The 17,596-nt window shown below is 47.2% G+C and carries 19 protein-coding genes; 18 read left to right on the forward strand and 1 reads right to left on the reverse strand.

Going from position 1 to position 17,596, the window contains the following annotated elements; translation table 11 throughout:
• The 5 genes from sufC to sufU form a co-directional block, all read left to right on the forward strand.
• Positions 1 to 619 (forward strand): Fe-S cluster assembly ATPase SufC (sufC, locus tag RDN69_RS03250; RefSeq protein ID WP_288218257.1); only part of this gene is annotated, 619 nt, incomplete at its 5' end.
• A 4-nt stretch (positions 620 to 623) separates the two neighbouring features.
• Positions 624 to 2,039, forward strand: a complete 1,416-nt coding sequence (sufB, locus tag RDN69_RS03255; RefSeq protein ID WP_024048987.1) for a Fe-S cluster assembly protein SufB — start codon at positions 624 to 626, stop codon at positions 2,037 to 2,039.
• 8 nt (positions 2,040 to 2,047) lie between these two features.
• Entirely contained in the window at positions 2,048 to 3,124 is a 1,077-nt protein-coding gene (locus RDN69_RS03260; protein ID WP_024048986.1) for a SufD family Fe-S cluster assembly protein, read from the forward strand.
• On the forward strand, positions 3,121 to 4,347 hold the full coding sequence (locus RDN69_RS03265) for a cysteine desulfurase (protein WP_024048985.1): 1,227 nt from the start codon (positions 3,121 to 3,123) through the stop codon (positions 4,345 to 4,347). The genes RDN69_RS03260 and RDN69_RS03265 overlap by 4 nt, the downstream gene beginning before the upstream one ends.
• Before the next feature lie 12 nt (positions 4,348 to 4,359).
• Positions 4,360 to 4,794: a Fe-S cluster assembly sulfur transfer protein SufU gene (gene sufU, locus RDN69_RS03270; protein WP_024048984.1), complete on the forward strand. Its 435-nt coding sequence runs from the start codon at positions 4,360 to 4,362 to the stop codon at positions 4,792 to 4,794.
• Between the two features lie 22 nt (positions 4,795 to 4,816).
• Here the strand turns inward: sufU and nadE are convergent, their stop codons facing one another.
• Positions 4,817 to 6,409 (reverse strand): NAD(+) synthase, encoded by a 1,593-nt coding sequence (nadE, locus tag RDN69_RS03275; RefSeq protein WP_024048983.1) that lies wholly within the window; start codon positions 6,407 to 6,409, stop codon positions 4,817 to 4,819.
• Between the two features lie 251 nt (positions 6,410 to 6,660).
• Between nadE and RDN69_RS03280 the strand changes: the two genes are divergently transcribed.
• The 13 genes from RDN69_RS03280 to RDN69_RS03340 all read left to right on the forward strand — a co-directional run.
• A complete protein-coding gene (locus tag RDN69_RS03280) occupies positions 6,661 to 7,512 on the forward strand; it encodes a PhoH family protein (protein WP_024048982.1) in 852 nt (283 codons plus the stop codon).
• Positions 7,513 to 7,989, forward strand: a complete 477-nt coding sequence (gene ybeY, locus RDN69_RS03285) for an rRNA maturation RNase YbeY (protein ID WP_024048981.1) — start codon at positions 7,513 to 7,515, stop codon at positions 7,987 to 7,989.
• A complete protein-coding gene (locus tag RDN69_RS03290; RefSeq protein ID WP_024048980.1) occupies positions 7,979 to 8,368 on the forward strand; it encodes a cytidine deaminase in 390 nt (129 codons plus the stop codon). The genes ybeY and RDN69_RS03290 overlap by 11 nt, the downstream gene beginning before the upstream one ends.
• Positions 8,359 to 9,255: a GTPase Era gene (era, locus tag RDN69_RS03295; protein WP_200841489.1), complete on the forward strand. Its 897-nt coding sequence runs from the start codon at positions 8,359 to 8,361 to the stop codon at positions 9,253 to 9,255. The genes RDN69_RS03290 and era overlap by 10 nt, the downstream gene beginning before the upstream one ends.
• 4 nt (positions 9,256 to 9,259) lie before the next feature.
• Positions 9,260 to 10,594 (forward strand): hemolysin family protein, encoded by a 1,335-nt coding sequence (locus RDN69_RS03300; RefSeq protein ID WP_024048978.1) that lies wholly within the window; start codon positions 9,260 to 9,262, stop codon positions 10,592 to 10,594.
• Positions 10,572 to 11,258 (forward strand): DNA repair protein RecO, encoded by a 687-nt coding sequence (locus RDN69_RS03305; protein ID WP_288218258.1) that lies wholly within the window; start codon positions 10,572 to 10,574, stop codon positions 11,256 to 11,258. The genes RDN69_RS03300 and RDN69_RS03305 overlap by 23 nt, the downstream gene beginning before the upstream one ends.
• 246 nt (positions 11,259 to 11,504) lie before the next feature.
• A complete protein-coding gene (gene glyQ, locus RDN69_RS03310; protein ID WP_034436071.1) occupies positions 11,505 to 12,389 on the forward strand; it encodes a glycine--tRNA ligase subunit alpha in 885 nt (294 codons plus the stop codon).
• Entirely contained in the window at positions 12,382 to 14,427 is a 2,046-nt protein-coding gene (gene glyS / locus RDN69_RS03315) for a glycine--tRNA ligase subunit beta (RefSeq protein ID WP_024048974.1), read from the forward strand. The genes glyQ and glyS overlap by 8 nt, the downstream gene beginning before the upstream one ends.
• Before the next feature lie 101 nt (positions 14,428 to 14,528).
• A complete protein-coding gene (gene rplS, locus RDN69_RS03320; protein ID WP_288218259.1) occupies positions 14,529 to 14,870 on the forward strand; it encodes a 50S ribosomal protein L19 in 342 nt (113 codons plus the stop codon).
• Positions 14,871 to 14,978: 108 nt separating this feature from the next.
• Positions 14,979 to 15,845 carry a ribosome biogenesis GTPase YlqF gene (ylqF, locus tag RDN69_RS03325; protein ID WP_024048972.1) on the forward strand — a complete coding sequence of 289 codons (867 nt, stop codon included), beginning with the start codon at positions 14,979 to 14,981 and terminating at the stop codon, positions 15,843 to 15,845.
• Entirely contained in the window at positions 15,838 to 16,617 is a 780-nt protein-coding gene (locus RDN69_RS03330) for a ribonuclease HII (RefSeq protein ID WP_024048971.1), read from the forward strand. The genes ylqF and RDN69_RS03330 overlap by 8 nt, the downstream gene beginning before the upstream one ends.
• Before the next feature lie 33 nt (positions 16,618 to 16,650).
• A complete protein-coding gene (locus RDN69_RS03335; protein WP_024048970.1) occupies positions 16,651 to 17,004 on the forward strand; it encodes a YraN family protein in 354 nt (117 codons plus the stop codon).
• 9 nt (positions 17,005 to 17,013) lie between these two features.
• Positions 17,014 to 17,596 (forward strand): magnesium chelatase domain-containing protein (locus RDN69_RS03340; protein ID WP_288218260.1); only part of this gene is annotated, 583 nt, incomplete at its 3' end.

The following is a 17,596-nucleotide window of genomic DNA, read 5'->3' on the forward strand; positions in this document are numbered from 1 at the left end:
CGGAAAATCGACTTTAATGCACGCCATTATGGGAAATCCCGCCTATACAGTTACCCAAGGGAAAATTTATTTTGAAGGAAAAGATATCACTGACTATAGCGTAGATGAACGCGCTAAAGCGGGAATTTTTCTTTCTTTCCAGTCGCCGCTTGCGGTACCCGGAATTACGGTAGAAAATTTTTTGCGTACGGCGAAAGTAACGGTCTCCGGTGAACCGCAACGATTATTTCCGTTCAAGCGCAAGCTCCACAAGGAAATGCGTTCCCTGGATATGGATATCGCCTATGCCGATCGTTACGTAAATGACGGATTTTCAGGTGGAGAACGCAAGAAAAGTGAAATCTTACAGATGAAGATGCTGGAACCGAAATTGGCTATTTTAGATGAAACAGACTCGGGACTCGATGTGGATGCTGTCCGTATTGTCTCCCAGGCAATTGCCGACTACCATAGCCCTGAACACGCATTTATCATCATCACACATCACAATCAATTGTTAAAATACATCAGCCCCGATAAAGTACATGTAATGATGAACGGAAATTTCGTAACCGAAGGCGATGCGTCTCTCATCGATACGATTGAAGCGCAGGGGTTTGATCATTTGCGAAACAGGTGACATGATGGCTGAAGAAAAACGCAAAAAAACATATGTTGCCGACATGGAACGCGGCGTTTACGACGTACGCGACAGTTTTTCGTATGACTATAAGACGGATTCGGGATTAACGCCGGACATCGTACGTGAAATTTCCGCCCAAAAAGATGAGCCGCAATGGATGCTTGATTTTCGTCTGCGCTCGCTTGCGATTTATCAACAGATGGATGTACCACCGTGGGCGCCGGATATTTCCGGCTTGAATATGGAAGAAATTGTGACATATGTGCGTCCCCGTACAGATATGAAAGCAAGCTGGGATGACGTGCCGCAGGATATCAAAGAAACGTTTGATCGTTTGGGTATTCCGCGTGCGGAGCAAACTTCGCTTGCCGGTGTTGGGGCGCAATATGACTCTGAGGTGGTGTACCACAATATCCAGGAAGATCTGGTGAAACAGGGCGTCATTTATACGGATTTTGAGACGGCACTCAAAGAACATGAAGATATCGTGCGCCGTCATTTTATGACGCTGGTGCCGCCGAACGATCACAAATTTGCCGCTTTGCATGGCGCAGTATGGTCAGGCGGATCATATGTTTTTGTGCCGGCAGGAGTTGATGTCAAGATTCCCTTACAGAGTTACTTCCGTTTGAATGCGCCGGGAGCCGGGCAGTTTGAACATACGCTGATTATTTTGGAACCGGGGGCGAAGTGCCATTTTATTGAGGGCTGTTCAGCGCCTCGCTACAATGTGGCGAATTTGCATGCCGGGTGTGTCGAATTATTTGTTGCTGACGGTGCGGAATTACGCTATTCGACGATTGAAAATTGGTCGAAGAATATGTACAACCTCAATACAAAACGTGCGTTGATCGGCAAGGACGCACGTATGGAATGGGTTAGCGGATCGTTCGGTTCGCATGTTTCCATGCTGTATCCGATGACGATTTTAAAAGGAGACAACTCCGTCTGCGAATTTACCGGCATTACATTTGCGGGGGAAGGACAGACATTAGACACAGGTTCGAAGGTCGTTCATTTAGGAAAAAATACAACTTCAAACATCAATAGCAAATCGATATCTAAGAGTGGCGGTGCAGCGATTTATCGCGGCCTTTTGCGGATCGGACCGAAGGCTAAAGGGGCTAAATCTTCTGTCAGCTGCGAGTCGCTGATGCTGGATGACCAGTCACGTTCCGATACGGTACCGGATATCTCTATTGAAAACGACGATGTTGATTTGGGACACGAGGCTAAGATTGGACGCATCAGCGATGAAGCTATTTATTATCTGATGAGTCGGGGCCTTTCGGAGGACGAGGCGAAAGCCATGCTGGTACGCGGCTTTGCCGAGCCGATTTCTAAAGAATTGCCGTTGGAATATGCAGTGGAAATGAATAATTTGATACGTTTGGAATTCGAAGGTTCCATCGGGTAGGAGGAAAAATGAAAAAACAATTTAACTTACTGCCGATGACAACCTATCGCTGGACGAAAGCCAATTATACGGAATTGGATGTGGCGGCTCATGTAGACGCCTCACAACTTACGGCAGTGTGGTCGCAGCCAGAACAAGTCGAATGCGTTACAGGAATAACGACGGCATCTCTTGCGTTTTTACGACCGCAATTTCGCGGTGCGGATCCTGAAACGTTTGCGGAAACGATGAGTGACGCAGCGCAGCAATTCAAAATTGTCGTACCGGAGGACACCAAGCAACAACTTCGTTTGAACCTTACATTCACGGAAACACAAAATCACTGGTTGGGTGCAGTTGTCATCGACGTGCGGGCAAATGCCGAATTAGCGTTGGAGATTGCCATTGACAATGAAAGCAAAAATGACGGACGATTGAACTATGCCATTTTAAGTTCTGTCGGTGACAATGCCGTATTAAAAATTACTAAGGTTCATACAGGCGTGCCTCTGACGACTGCGATTGAGCATCGTTACACTCGGCTTAATACCGCATCGCAAGCGGCATTTATCGGTGCCGAATTCGGTGCGGAGCGCATTATCTATCACAGCGATGCGGATTTGTTAGGTGAGGCTTCGACGCTTTCCGAAGAAGGCGTTTATGTAGCCAACGAAAAGCAGCATCTTGACTTGTATTACGATCGTAACCATTTCGGGAAGAAAACCGAATCTCATTTAGCGACTTATGGAGCCTTACGAGATGCGGCAAAAAAAGTTTTTCGCGGCTGTATTGACTTCAAGCACGGATCATCGGGAGCGATTGGCAACGAGGAAGATTATGTCGTGCTTTTGAGTCCACAGGCGAAAAATATCTCTTTGCCCTTGCTTTTATGTACGGAAGATGATGTGCAGGGAAATCATGCCTCCAGTGCCGGTCAAATGGATAAAGAACGGTTATACTACTTAATGAGCCGAGGCTTTTCACAAGAAGAAGCGAAGCGTTTAGTGGTAGAAGCGATGCTGCGCCCTGTCATTGATAAAATTATTGCCGATGATTTGCGTGAAGCGGTACTTACCGCAGTAGAGACAAAGATGGAAGCGATATGATGGATCTGGAAAACATACGTAAGGATTTTCCTATTTTACAAACCAAAGTGGGAGAGGAGCCGCTGATTTATTTTGATAATGCGGCGACAACCCACCGGCCCCGGCAAGTCATGGAGGCGGTAGAGGAGTACGTATTCTCGCAGCATGGTAATCCACATCGCGGTGCACATCGTTTAGCGCAAACCGCATCTTTCGCATATGACGGTGCACGGGAAGTGGTGGCTCGTTTCATCAATGCCGCAAGTTCGGATGAGATTATTTTTACGCGTAATGCGACGGAAAGCCTGAATCTCATCGCCCGCAGTTATGGTGAGACGCATCTCAAGGATGGCGATAAAATCGTCATTACGATCGCCGAACACCATGCCAACTTGGTTACATGGCAGCGAGTTGCACGTGTGACCGGAGCGACACTGGAATATATTTATTTAACGGAAGACGGACATTTTGATCCGTCCGACTTTGCAAAAATTGATAAAACGACAAAAATTGTTGCGTTCGGTCATGCAAGCAATGTGTTGGGCATGCATGTGCCAGTGCAAGAGATGATTCAGCGTGCGCATGCCGTCGGAGCGGTTGTGGTTTTAGACGGAGCACAGGCGGCGCCCCATTTTGCAGTCGATGTGCAGGCTCTGAATTGTGATTTCTATGTGCTTTCCGGCCATAAGATGCTCGCTTCGCAGGGGATCGGTGTATTGTACGGAAAACGAGCGCTGCTTGATGATATGGAACCATTTAATTTGGGTGGCGATATGATTGAATACGTGCAAGAGCAGACCACTACATTCAATACTTTGCCCTTTAAATTTGAAGCCGGCACACAAAATGTGGAAGGTGCGGTATCCCTGGCTGCTGCCATAAAGTATTTGGAAGCGATCGGTTGGGATGCGATTGTTGCGCATGAGAAAAAGCTGACGGAAATGGCTCTTACGGGTCTTTCCGAGATGCCGTTTGTAAAGATTATCGGCACGACAAATCCCGCGGAAAAGCACGGCGTAATTACATTTTTAGTTGACGGTGTGCATCCGCATGATGTGGCGACAATTTTGGATCATTACGGGATTGCGGTTCGTTCAGGGCATCATTGTGCGCAGCCGCTAGGCGCGTATTTGCATGCACCGGCGACGAATCGAGCAAGCTTCTATATTTATAATACGGAAGCGGAAGTGGCACGATTTTTAGAAGTATTGCCATTGGTACGTAAACAAATGGGATTTAAATAGGAAGAAGGAACTATGAATCTCCAGCAATTGTACACAGACTTAATTCTGGAACATAACCAGGACCCGCGCAATCATCGCCCGTTAACGAATGCAACGGTAACGGAGCATGGTCATAATCCGAACTGCGGTGATGACTTAACCATGAACGCGATCATTACCGATGGAATTGTTGAAGATATTGCGTATGAGGGCCAGGGCTGCGCGATCAGTCAGGCATCTGCCTCCATGCTTTGTGATGTAGTGCGCGGGAAGTCGGTTAAAGAAGCAAAAGCATGTATTGAGCGGTTCATTCGTTTGATCCAACGGGAAGAGTTGAATGAAGAAGAGCGGGAGTCGCTGGAAGAGGCGATTGTGTTGGAAAATGTTTCGCAGTTACCGGCGCGTGTAAAATGTGCGGTACTCGCTTGGCATACGTTGGATGAAGCAATGAAAAAAATCGAAGCATAAAAAAAGAGCCGATCGGCTCTTTTTATTTTTTCAAAAGTTTTTTTCGTTTTGCCAGATACCGGTCAGAATATCGCGGTTCTCCTTGCGCTTCACGATATTTTCCAAACGGATATGGACCGGCGGCAAGGATCGGCGGTGCCTGTACACGTTTGGCAATGCTTAAGCCGCGGTAGAGTGTCCACCAGCGCTCCAGGTCGGCGACGAACGCATCCGCGTCGGCAAAAAGCGTTTCGACTTCTACGGTGGCGCCCAGACGTTTCGTTAATGTGTGCTCTTCATAGCATTCAAGAATTTCTGCAAGCGAAAGCGGCGTATCTTGTATCCAACTGGCAAAGAGATAGTCATGGTAAGGATAAATCAGCGGATCGCCAAATCCTTTTGTGACATCCTGCGCAGAAGAAAGCTCTGCACTGGGGGGGACCGTAAAGACTTCTCGCGGAATGATACCTCCACCCATAAAGTCATCCAAATCTTTGGCCAATTCATATACTTCATGTTTCCAAAGGTCGGCGGTAGCCGCTAACGCACCGGCTATATCACCGTACATTGTGCCGTAACCGACGGTGGTTTCCGTTTTATTGGCATTGCATGTGAAGATGGCCCCGCGAGCGGAAGCAATCGTAGCTAATACACGGGAAGTGCGATCGCGCGCTTGCAAATTTTCATACGGCAAGCCGTCGAGTGAAAGCGAAACTCCTGTCGCTTTTGCAATCGTTTCCAGCTGTGTGCGTGTCGCTTCAACGGATTCTTTAATCGGCACGGTAAGCAACGAAATGCCGGAATTTTTGGCAAGTTGTTTCGCAATCGAGCGGGTCACAGAAGAGGTGTAGGAGGAAGGCATAGTAACGCCCAATATATGGTCTTTTTCCACGACGCTTTGGTAGAGGAGGGCGTTGACCGTGGAGTCAATGCCGCCGGAAAGGCCGATGACCACATCACGCAAAGAGAGTGTCTGTAAAATGGTTTGCAACTGCCAGCGCAGGAGATCCATTTGTTTCCATGCATATGTGGTCGGTGCACTCGTGCGCCAACCATTCGCCGTCAAAGTAATTGTATAGATTCCTTGCTGCCAGCCACCGTGGCATGTTTCGCCGCAATGTAAAAAGCCTGTATGCGGTTCGAAATATCCGCCGCAATCCGCAACCGTCAATGCATCTATACGTATGCTGTTATGATATGCGGGCGCGGATAGCGTTGCAGGCTGACTAAAAAGATCGATCACCGGTAAATCGTTTGGAAACGGGTCATTTTCGTCAGCACGAATATACACCGTTTGGCGTTCGCACGAGATGGTTGCGAAGTCGAGCTCTGTTGCCTTGCCGTTTTCAAAATACAACGGCCGGTGTTTGCGTTGACCGTGTAGCCATTGGTCCTGACTACCGATTAATGGCACCGAAAAAAATGTGGCAAGTTCGCAAAGTGCCGCGTCAAGTTTCGATTGAAAATCCGTGTCACGCAACAAGGTGTCCGAGACAAATCCTGTGAGGCTGTTTTGCGCCATTACAATCAGATCCGGTTCCCGTGACATAATTTCATCATGATGCGATCGAAACCATTGCAGATTATTATCTATTCTTCCTGTTTGCAAGGGTGAGGTACAAGCGACAATATTCATAATTTCCTCCTGCTTTATTATACCCAACCATTGTTGATCGTCAAAGGCGCAACGCTGGACGCTGTCGAAAGACTAATATATAATAAATAAAGATAAGAACGTTATCATAATTCGCAATTATTCAGACAGGAAAGGAATGATATCCTATTCGCTCTACGGCATATACTCTGACGGCAGACCATGAGAAACAGCTTCTGGTCGCAAGAAACGCGTGGATTTTACCCAAAATTGCAGCACATTACGATGCGCAGTTGGTAGATCGTGGCGGCATTATTCGGTTGATCGGCGAGCCGGATTCGTTGGCATCCGCACAGCGCGTTATCGAAGATGTTTTGACTACGTTGTCATCGGGAAACACCATTTCGGAAAGGCAATTGGAAACAGTGCTGCAGATGATTGACCAGGGGGAAGAGCATAAACTGCGCGACTTGCATGATGATACTGTAATGGTGACACGCGGCGGTAAAATTATTCGCCCGCGTACGGCCGGACAAAAAGCGTATGTGGATGCCATTCGCAACAACACGATTACATTCGGCATCGGTCCGGCGGGTACCGGCAAAACTTATCTTGCCGTTGCCTTAGCGGTATTTTATTTTCGCAACCATAATGTCAATCGAATCATTTTAACGCGTCCGGCAGTAGAAGCGGGTGAAAGTCTCGGCTTTTTGCCGGGGGACATGAATGAAAAAGTGGATCCCTATCTGCGCCCTCTATATGATGCCTTGGGGGATTTATTCGGTGGAGATGTATATATGCAGTTGCAAACCAAAGGAGCGATTGAAGTGGCTCCCTTGGCATACATGCGCGGTCGTACACTGGAAGATTGCTTCGTAATCTTAGATGAAGCACAAAATACGACACCGGAACAAATGAAAATGTTTTTAACGCGTTTGGGCAATCATTCCAAAATGGTCATTAACGGTGACGTGACACAGATCGATTTGCCGTCTCGACAAAAAAGCGGTCTGGAGCAGGCAGTGTCAATCGTCGAGAATTTGCGCGGGATTGCGCGTGTGGATTTTACTGCCGCCGATGTTGTTCGCAACGATTTGGTGGCACGAATTATTGATGCGTATGCCAAACAGGGGGATGTCAAATAATTGAAAGTCATCATTAATTTTTTAAATGAAGAATTGGCACGGAAATACTCGGAATGGCCGAAGATTATCGAAACCACATTGAGTAAAGGAGCCGAATGTCAGGAGATCCCACCGGAAGCGGAACTCGGCGTGACGTTGGGTGATGATGAGTATCTGCAGATGTTAAATCGCGAATATCGAAACATTGATCGGCCCACCGACGTGCTTTCGTTTGCCTTGAATGAAGGAGAAGAAGATTCGTCTGACGAAGAAATGTTATTGGGGGACATCGTCATTTCCGTCGATCGGGTTTTATCACAGGCACAGGAATATGGGCATAGCGAAACCAGAGAGTTGGCGTACTTGGCGATTCACGGTCTGATGCATATTATGGGCTATGACCACGAGAAACCGGAAGATAAAAAAGAAATGCGGGTCGCAGAAGAGGAAGTTTTGCGTGCGCTCGGTATTACGCGGGAGGATATTCATGACGTGTGATCAGGACCTTTTGCAGGCGGCAAAAGAGGCGGCAGAGAACGCTTATGCGCCGTATTCGCACTTCCCCGTCGGCGCTGCACTGCTGACGAAAACCGGTGCGGTTTTTACCGGCTGTAACGTCGAAAACAGTTCTTACGGATTGACGCAATGCGCCGAGCGTAATGCGATTATGGCTGCCGTTTCGCAGGGCGAGCGGACATTCGTTACGCTGGCGCTTTTTAGTCCGCAGAAACAGGATCTAATGCCGTGCGGTGCCTGCCGGCAGGTAATGGCGGAATTCGGCATTCCACGCCTCATCACGGGAACATCACAGGCGTTTAAAGAGTTTGCTTTAGAAGATTTGTTACCGTATGCTTTTGGAAAGGAACAATTGGAATGAGTGACGTATTTCGCTCCGGTTTTATCGCTTTAATCGGACGGCCCAATGTCGGGAAATCCACTTTGCTCAACCGTATTTTGCAGCAAAAGATTTCTATCGTTTCGGATAAAGCGCAGACTACACGCGATAAAATTATGGGGGTTTACACCCAACCTGATTTTCAAATGGTATTTGTCGATACACCGGGGATTCATAAACCGCGTCATAAATTAGGTGAAAAAATGCGTAAAGAGGCATTGGATGCACTGAATGAAGTGGATGCGGTTCTCTTTATGGTGGCGGCTGACGAGCGCTTCGGACCGGGGACGCAGTATATTTTAGATCGGTTGCAAACGCTTACGATTCCTGTGTATTTAGCGATCAACAAAATCGATCAGATTACGCCGGAAAAATTATTGCCTTTAATTGACGGCTATCGGCAAAAATTTAACTTTACTGAAATCGTGCCGATTTCGGCGCGTGACGGCTATCAAGTCGACACATTGTTAGATGTACTTCGTGATCATTTGCCTGAGGGACCGCAATATTATCCGGAAGATATGGTTACCGATCGACCGGAACGCAATATTATGGCGGAACTGATTCGAGAAAAAATTCTGCATATGACACGGGATGAGGTGCCTCATGCGATCGGTGTGGAAATGGAAGAAATCGCGCAAAGGAAAAACGGTAAATGGTATGTGCGTGCGGTTATTTATGTAGAACGCGACTCACAAAAACGGATCATTATCGGTAAAAACGGTGCGCTTTTGCGAGCTATCGGAGCAGAAAGCCGAGCAGATATTGAAAAATTAATGAACGGGTCGGTTTACTTGGATTTATGGGTAAAAGTAGCGCCGGATTGGCGTAATAAAGACCGCATGTTAAAAGAATTGGGGTATGAATAATAATATGCTCATTGCTCATCTCCTCACGCCTTGGGGAGCGTTTTGGTCGATATTGGCAGTTCTTTTTTTGATGATGGCAACTATTTTAGTCATTGCGAAATATTCTTTTATCCGTTTGCGTCGTGAATATGTGCAAGAACTTGCAGCGGAGGAAGAAGAGCCGAACTGGTCACGCATATCGAGTTTCTATGCTTCACCGAATCGGTATTTAGGGACTATTCAATGGGTTTTGCTGGTTGTGACACTGCTTTACTATTACAGCATTTATCAGTGTTGGATGCTGCTCACACCACCGACAATACAGTGGCTCTGGGGTGAGTGGATACTTTCTTTGGTTGTGCTTTTGGTTGCCGTCACGTTGTTTTGGATTGTCGCAGATTTGATTCCTAAAGCAGTAGCCTTGCAGAATGCATTGAAATGGCTGCCACGCACGGCAGGAATCGTGCGTATTTTACATCAAATATGTGCCCCGATTATATGGCTGGGCGAACGCTTAGCCACCATGTATTTGCATACGCATGATCTGACGCTGACAAATGAGGTGGAAATGCCGCGCACGGAAGCGGAAATCCGCCTGCTTTTTAACGAGGGACATTTGAGCGGCCAATTGGATGAGCGGGAAGGCGAACTGATCAAAAATGCGTTCACTTTTGTGGACCGTTTGGCTCGTGAGGTAATGATTCCACGTCCTGATATGTCGGTACTTTATTATGAAGACAGTTTGGAGACGATGCGGGAAGCGATTCGCACTTCACGCCACACACGATATCCTTTGTGTGATGGTGATAAAGATCATATTATCGGCCTTATCCACGTCAAAAACTTTATGGAGTTGTATATTACCGGTAAGCCGCAGTTAAAGCAGATTATCAGTGAAATTCTCATCATCCCGGAAGTTATGCCGATCTTTGATCTCTTGCAATTGATGCGTACCCGGCGTATTTATCTTGCGGCGGTGGTAGATGAATTTGGCGGGACCGTCGGATTGGTTGGGTTGGAGGACATTATCGAAGAACTGGTCGGTGATATTCAGGACGAACATGAACCCGAATCGTTGGCCGCGATTCTTGAGTTGGATGAAGATCACTTTGAATTTGACGGCAATGTTATTTTGGAAGATGTAGAAAAATTATTAGATGTTGATTTTGCGGAAGTGGAAGCGGATACGATCGGCGGGTATGTATTTGCCTTATTGGAACGTATTCCGCGCAACGGTGATCATATCGTTATTGACGGTTGGGATTTTTGCGTCACTAAAGTTAACGGTTTCCGCATTGTGCGCCTTTTGGTGACTCGCGTGCTCAACGAGGAGCCTGATGTTGATGACGAACACGAATAATTGGCAAAATTATGAAGGGTTTGTGTTGGCAGCACGGGATGCCGGTACCGCCGGCAAAAAACTTACTCTTTTGACCAAAGAAGTGGGCAGAATTTTTGTATTCGCACCACAAGCAAGACGCAAGGCCAATTATATCGGCTACTTGGTACCGGCTGCTTTTTTACGTTGTACCGTAGCAGCTGATACTGAAGGCTATCGGTTGTTGCAAGCCGACGGACGAGCACTGACGGATACGTGGCAATGGACGTATCCTATGTGGCAAGTTTATTATTTTCTGGTACACATGACTGAGGAGCTTTTCGCATCGGGACAAGCGGATGCACAGGTATATCATTTATGGGAGCAGTACCTGACGGCGCTTTCCCGTAAAGATTTGGCAATAGCAACTTTAATCGCTTCCTGGCAACTTTTAGGTATTGCCGGTTATGATCCGCAGACGGTTTTGCAGGAAAAGCAATTTCTGCCGCTTTCCGATACAGGTCGCCAAACGCTATTTGCCATTTTACATGCTACGTGGCAGGATGGACCGCAATTTTTTTCTCGGCAGGGATTAACGGAAGCGGCGGATGCATTATTATATTATTTGACGAATTATGTGGAGATCGCTACCCAATTTACGAATGTTTTCACATTTGCGCAAAAGAGCATTGACAATAAAATTTGAGTTTGCTATATTTTTAGTAATCAAGCGATGATAAAGAGTAGTACTTTGGCGATAGCGAGGCAAGGATAGTGGAAGCTTGCCACACAAAGGAAGGCGCTTTGGAGCTGCGGCAGGAAATCGTAAGATAGTAAAGGCCGCGATATCATTAAGTGGGTCAATGACCAATGAGGGTGGAACCGCGGGTATACTCGTCCCTGTAACAATTGTTACAGGGACTTTTTTATTTGCAAAGCAGAGGAGGAAATGATGACCTTCCAAGAAATGATTTTGACATTACAACGCTATTGGTCGGAAGCAGGTTGTTTGATTCAGCAGCCGTACGATGTGGAAAAAGGTGCCGGTACGATGAATCCTGCGACATTTTTGCGGGCATTGGGGCCGGAACCGTGGCACGTAGCGTATGTTGAGCCGTCACGGCGTCCGGCGGATGGTCGCTATGGCGATAATCCCAATCGACTGTATCAACATCACCAATTTCAGGTAATTATGAAGCCGTCTCCGGATCGGATCCAGGAAATGTACTTGGAAAGTTTGGAAAAACTCGGTATTCGCACAATCGAGCACGACATTCGCTTTGTCGAGGATAATTGGGAATCGCCGACATTAGGCGCATGGGGATTAGGCTGGGAAGTGTGGCTTGACGGTATGGAAATCACTCAGTTCACTTATTTCCAACAAGTGGGCAGCGTTGATATGAATCCGGTTGCCGTCGAAATTACTTACGGCTTGGAACGTCTTGCCATGTATATCCAAGGCAAGGAAAATGTGTATGATATCGTCTGGTCCGGCGATGTTACTTACGGCGATATTTTCCATCAAAATGAATATGAGCAGTCTGTCTACAATTTTGAGTTGGCAGATATTAACCTTTTGTTTGATTTATTCAATAAATATGAAGCGGAAGCAGTACGTATTATTGATGCCGGTAAAGTTTTGCCGGCGTATGATTACGTATTGAAATGTTCGCATGTTTTCAACCTTTTGGATGCGCGTGGCGCTATCAGTATCAGTGAACGTACTGCGTTTATCGGACGCGTGCGTAAACTGGCCAGACTCTGTGCGCATGCCTACCTGGTACAGCGTGAAGAACTGGGATATCCGTTGTTGAAAGGAGCGTCTCGGCATGAATAATACTTTATTGTTCGAAATCGGTACGGAAGAAATTCCGGCGAAATTTATGCCGCGTATTCTTGATGAATTGCGTACGCGGGCGGAAACAATGCTTGCCGATGCTCGCTTATCGTTTGCCTCGTTAAAAACGGTCGGAACGCCGCGACGTCTGGCACTCATTGTTGAGGATTTAGCAGATCGTCAGCCGGACATGGTCGAAGAAAATCGTGGGCCGTCGGTAGCCATCGCGTTTGATGAAAATCACAACCCGACCAAAGCTGCACAGGGATTTGCTCGCGGTCAAGGCATCGATCCTTCTGAACTGATCGAAAGAGACAACTACGTGTATGCGCATATCAAAAAAGAAGGTCAAACGGCGCAGATCATTTTGGCGAACTTGTTACCGGAATTGATTCAATCGCTACAATTTCCCAAGAGCATGAAGTGGGGGAACGAAAGTTTCCGTTTTGTACGTCCGATTCGTTGGCTTGTGGCACTTTTTAATGCAGAAGTGATTCCTTTTACACTCGCGGGCGTGGCCTCTGGAAATACCACTCGCGGGCATCGTTTCCTGGGGGAAGAAAATGTCGTAGTTCCCCAAGCAAGCGATTATGATCAGGTATTGCGCGAGCAGTATGTTATCGTCGATCCTGCCGAACGTCGTCAGATGATTACTCAAGGTTTGCAAAAGCTTGCTGAAGAGCAGCATGCGACTGTGGTGGAAGATGAAGATCTGTTAACGGAAATCGTGTTCCTCGTCGAATATCCGACACCGCTTTGCGGTCATTTTGAAGAGCGCTATTTGGAGCTGCCGGAAGCGGCAGTGGTTACACCGATGAAAGATCATCAACGCTATTTTCCGCTGCGTGATCGAGAAGGCCGACTCTTACCACTGTTTTTGACAGTACGTAACGGTTCCGATGAACATTTAGCTACTGTGCAGGCGGGTAATGAAAGAGTTTTGCGCGCTCGTTTGGCGGATGCAGAATTCTTCTTTAATGAGGACCGTAAAAAGAGTTTGGCTGCGCGATATGATGCATTGCAACGTATCGTTTATCAGGAAAATCTCGGGACCATGCAAGATAAAACAGAGCGCTTGCAAAAAATTACGCAAGTATTTGCTGAAGCGTATGAGCTGACACAGGAAGAAAAAGAATTGTTACAACGTGCGACACATCTCGCCAAAACCGATTTGGCGACAGCACTTGTCACGGAGTTCACGGAATTGCAAGGGGAAATCGGTAAAGAATACGCTCTGCTGGACGGTGAACCGAAAGAAGCGGCGCAAGCAATCTTTGAACAATACTTACCGCGATTTGCAGGCGACATCTTGCCCTCTACCAAGCTGGGTGAAGTGTTGAGCCTTGCCGATAAATTGGATAATATCGTCGCGACATTCAGCCAGGGACACGCACCGACCGGCTCACAGGATCCGTTTGCGTTGCGCCGGCAGGCGATTGGGATTGTGCAAATCGCCGTCCAAAGTAAAACTCACTGGTGTTTACGTAAAATGGTTGCTGCCGTTGCCAAAACACTCGGTGACGTGCCGGCAGATGTGCAGGAACAAGTGGTTGCTTTTATAATGCAACGACTGCAAACAATTTTGAGCGATGAGGGCTTGTCGTACGATCAAATCGATGCCGTTCTTGCAGGGGATGATACTGATATTTACAGTGTCTATGGCAAAGCGCACGCGTTGGCAGACACCGGATTTGTCAAAGATATGGAACTTCGCCAAGCGTTTCGCCGTGTCGTGAATTTGGCAAAAGAACCGCAGCAGGGAGAAGTTCAATCGGAACTTTTTGAAAATGATGAAGAGCGAAAATTGTATGCTGCGTATAAAGCGGTAGCCCCCAAAATTGAAGCCGCTTATGCGAAACAGGATTATGCTGTCGTGTATCGGGAATTACAATCGTTAGTTGCACCGATTAATGAATTTTTTGATCATGTCATTGTCATGGCGGATAGTGAAAGAGTTCGCCAAAATCGTTTACTGATTTTGCAAAATATTGCCGATTTGCTTACGACATGGTTCGATATTAAAAAATTAGTAGAATAGCTTGCTTTATTAAGGTTGATATGATACAATACCACTGTTATTTTGGATAGTCCTCTGTTCACCAGGTGGTGGGCAAGAATGTCCGGTAGGAGGAGAACGATATGAACATCATTCAACAATTGGAACAAGAACAGTTGCGCTCGGACATTCCGGAATTCCGTGCCGGCGATACGGTTCGCGTCCACGCCAAAGTCGTCGAAGGTAATCGTGAACGTATTCAGATTTTTGAAGGCGTTGTCTTGGCGCGCAAAAATGGCGGTGTCCGTGAAACTTTCACAGTACGCCGTATTGCGTCCGGCGTCGGTGTAGAACGTACATTCCTTGTACATTCCCCGCGTGTGGCCAAAATCGAAGTCAAAAACCGCGGCGTCGTACGTCGTGCAAAACTGTACTACCTGCGTCGTTTGACCGGTAAAGCGGCTCGTATTCGTGAACGTCGCTAAGAGTAAGTAAAAAGGACTGTATATACAGTCCTTTTTTTATATAATAAAATAAGAAGAGGCATTGTTGATTGTTTACTTATCATAGGATATGAATAAAGGAGGTGCATCATGCTTATCCAATGGTTTCCCGGGCACATGGCTAAAGCGCAACGTCTGATTAAAGAGCAGCTAAAAGCCATCGATGTCGTCGTGGAACTGAGAGATGCACGTGTGCCCGCTTCGAGTGAAAATCCGTTGCTGCGTGAACTGATCCAGGCAAAACCGCGGATTTTATTATTAAACAAAGCTGATTTAGCAGATCCCAAAATTTCTGCACAATGGCAACAATATTTTGCCAATCGGGGGATTACGACGTTACTCATAGACAGCACGTCTAAGTCCAGTCGTAAGCGACTGATTCAGGAAATTCGGCAAGCGGCGGCACCATTACTTGAGCGCTGGAAGCGTCGAGGTATTCGAGCGCGTTCCGTGCGTACGATGATTTTAGGGATTCCCAACGTCGGTAAATCGACGCTTATTAATACGCTGGCGAAAAGTTATATCGCGCATACGGCCAATCGCCCCGGTAAAACGCGCGGCCAACAGTGGGTAAAGTTGGCGGATGGCGTTGAATTGATGGATACACCGGGTGTGTTATGGCCGAAGTTTGAAGATCCTGTGGTGGGTCAAAAACTGGCCGCCACCGGCGCCATCACCGATGAAGTGTTTGATGCGGAAGATGTAGTCAGAAATCTGCTGGCTTATATCAATGAAAATTATCCGGGGACGCTTACGGAACGTTATGGAATTCAAACGGGATCGGGGACACCTGATGAATGGTTAACGGAAATCGCTAAAAAACGAGGCGCATTGCTACCCAAAGGTGAATATGACTACCATAAGGCACGCCAATTCGTTTTAGGGGATTTTCGCCAATTACGGCTGGGTAAAATCAGTTTAGAGACCCCGCCTGCCGAGGCAAGTCAAAATGGCTGAGGAGAAAAAAGAAACGATTGCCATGATCCGTTCACGTTTGGCAGAAGTACCCACTCCTGAAGAGTTATTGCGCTGGAGTTTGGATGGTCGCCTGGGCGTCCGGCAGGCTTTGCAGCAATACGCGCGTCGCCAGGACAAGGTGCGGCAGGAACACGAGCGTTTACGAGCTCTCTATCGATATGAGGAGCATTGGTATGCCCAGGGCAAACTGAATATTGCCGGCACCGATGAAGCGGGACGTGGACCGGTAGCCGGTCCGGTGACGGTGGCTGCAGTTATTTTGCCGCCACATGCCATGCTGGACGGACTCAACGATTCTAAAAAGCTTTCGGCAGTGACGCGGGAAAAATTGTTCAAAGAAATTACTGAAACTGCTATTGCCTATAAGATTTTGCATATTCCTGTCGAAGTCATTGATTCCGTCAACATTTATCAGGCGGTACTTGACGGTATGCAGGCGGCGACTATGTCATTACAACCGGCAGCACAAGTGTTGCTGGCGGATGCCATGCCGGTTACCTTACCGATACCGGTGCAGGCGATTATTCGGGGCGACTCGCAAAGCGCTTCCATTGCGGCGGCCTCTATTTTAGCGAAAGTCAGTCGTGACCATTTAATGGAAGAATTGGATATACAATATCCACAATACGGCTTTGCTACTCATAAAGGCTATCTTACGGAATATCATTTACATATGTTGAAAAAATACGGTCCCTCACCGGTTCATCGCAAAAGTTTTGAACCGATTAAAAGCATGATGAATGCATTCTAATGGATACGCAATACATTGAAAGAAGAGGTTTGCGTGAGTCGACATAATGATTTAGGGGCGGAAGGGGAAGCGCTTGCCGCCTCATATTTGGAAACGCAGGGGTACTGCATTCAAGCACGTAATTTTCGCAGCGGTAAAGGTGAAATCGATATCATCGCAAGCGACGGCGACACAATTGTGTTCGTCGAAGTTAAAACCCGATCTACCGCACGTTTCGGTCTGCCGCGCGAAGCCGTCACACCCTTTAAACAAAACATGTTACGCAAAACTGCGATGGCCTATTTAGTTCAACTGTCAAAAGAGATACCGTGCCGCTTTGACGTTGTGGAAATTCAAATACACGCCAACGGAACCTATCAACTAAATCAGCTGAAAAATGCGTTTTAGGAGGAGAATATGTTTGCACGAGTATTTGGAGCTACTACGTTCGGATTAAGCGGTCATTTGATTTTAGTCGAAGTGGATTTAGCTAACGGTTTGCCTGCATATGATATTGTCGGCTTGCCGACGCAGGCCGTCAGGGAATCCAAAGAAAGAGTGCGGCCTGCCCTGAAAAACTCCGGGCTGGAGTTTCCATTGCGTAAGATTACAGTGAATTTAGCTCCGGCCGATTTGAAAAAAGAAGGCGCAGGACTGGATTTGGCGATTGCGATAGGGATACTCGCAGCCGGTGGAACGTTGCAACGAGAGAGTTTGGAAGATGCGGTCGGTATCGGCGAACTGGCATTGGACGGAACGGTGCGCCCCGTTAACGGTGTCCTGCCTATGGTCATTGCCGCCAAAGAAGCCGGCAAGAAACGTTTTTTTGTCGCACCGCAAAATGTGCAGGAAGCTCTTTTGTGTAACGGCATTGAAGTTTATGCAGTCACTTCATTGCGTGACTTAGTTCGCTATTTGCAGGGCGAAATCGTTTGGAAGACGGCACTGAGAGATGGCCTTCTTGCCGGTGTCGGAGGTGATCACCCAGGAGAGGAAGTCC

This window comes from uncultured Negativicoccus sp. (genome assembly GCF_902480485.1).
GTDB classification, from domain to species: domain Bacteria; phylum Bacillota; class Negativicutes; order Veillonellales; family Negativicoccaceae; genus Negativicoccus; species Negativicoccus succinicivorans.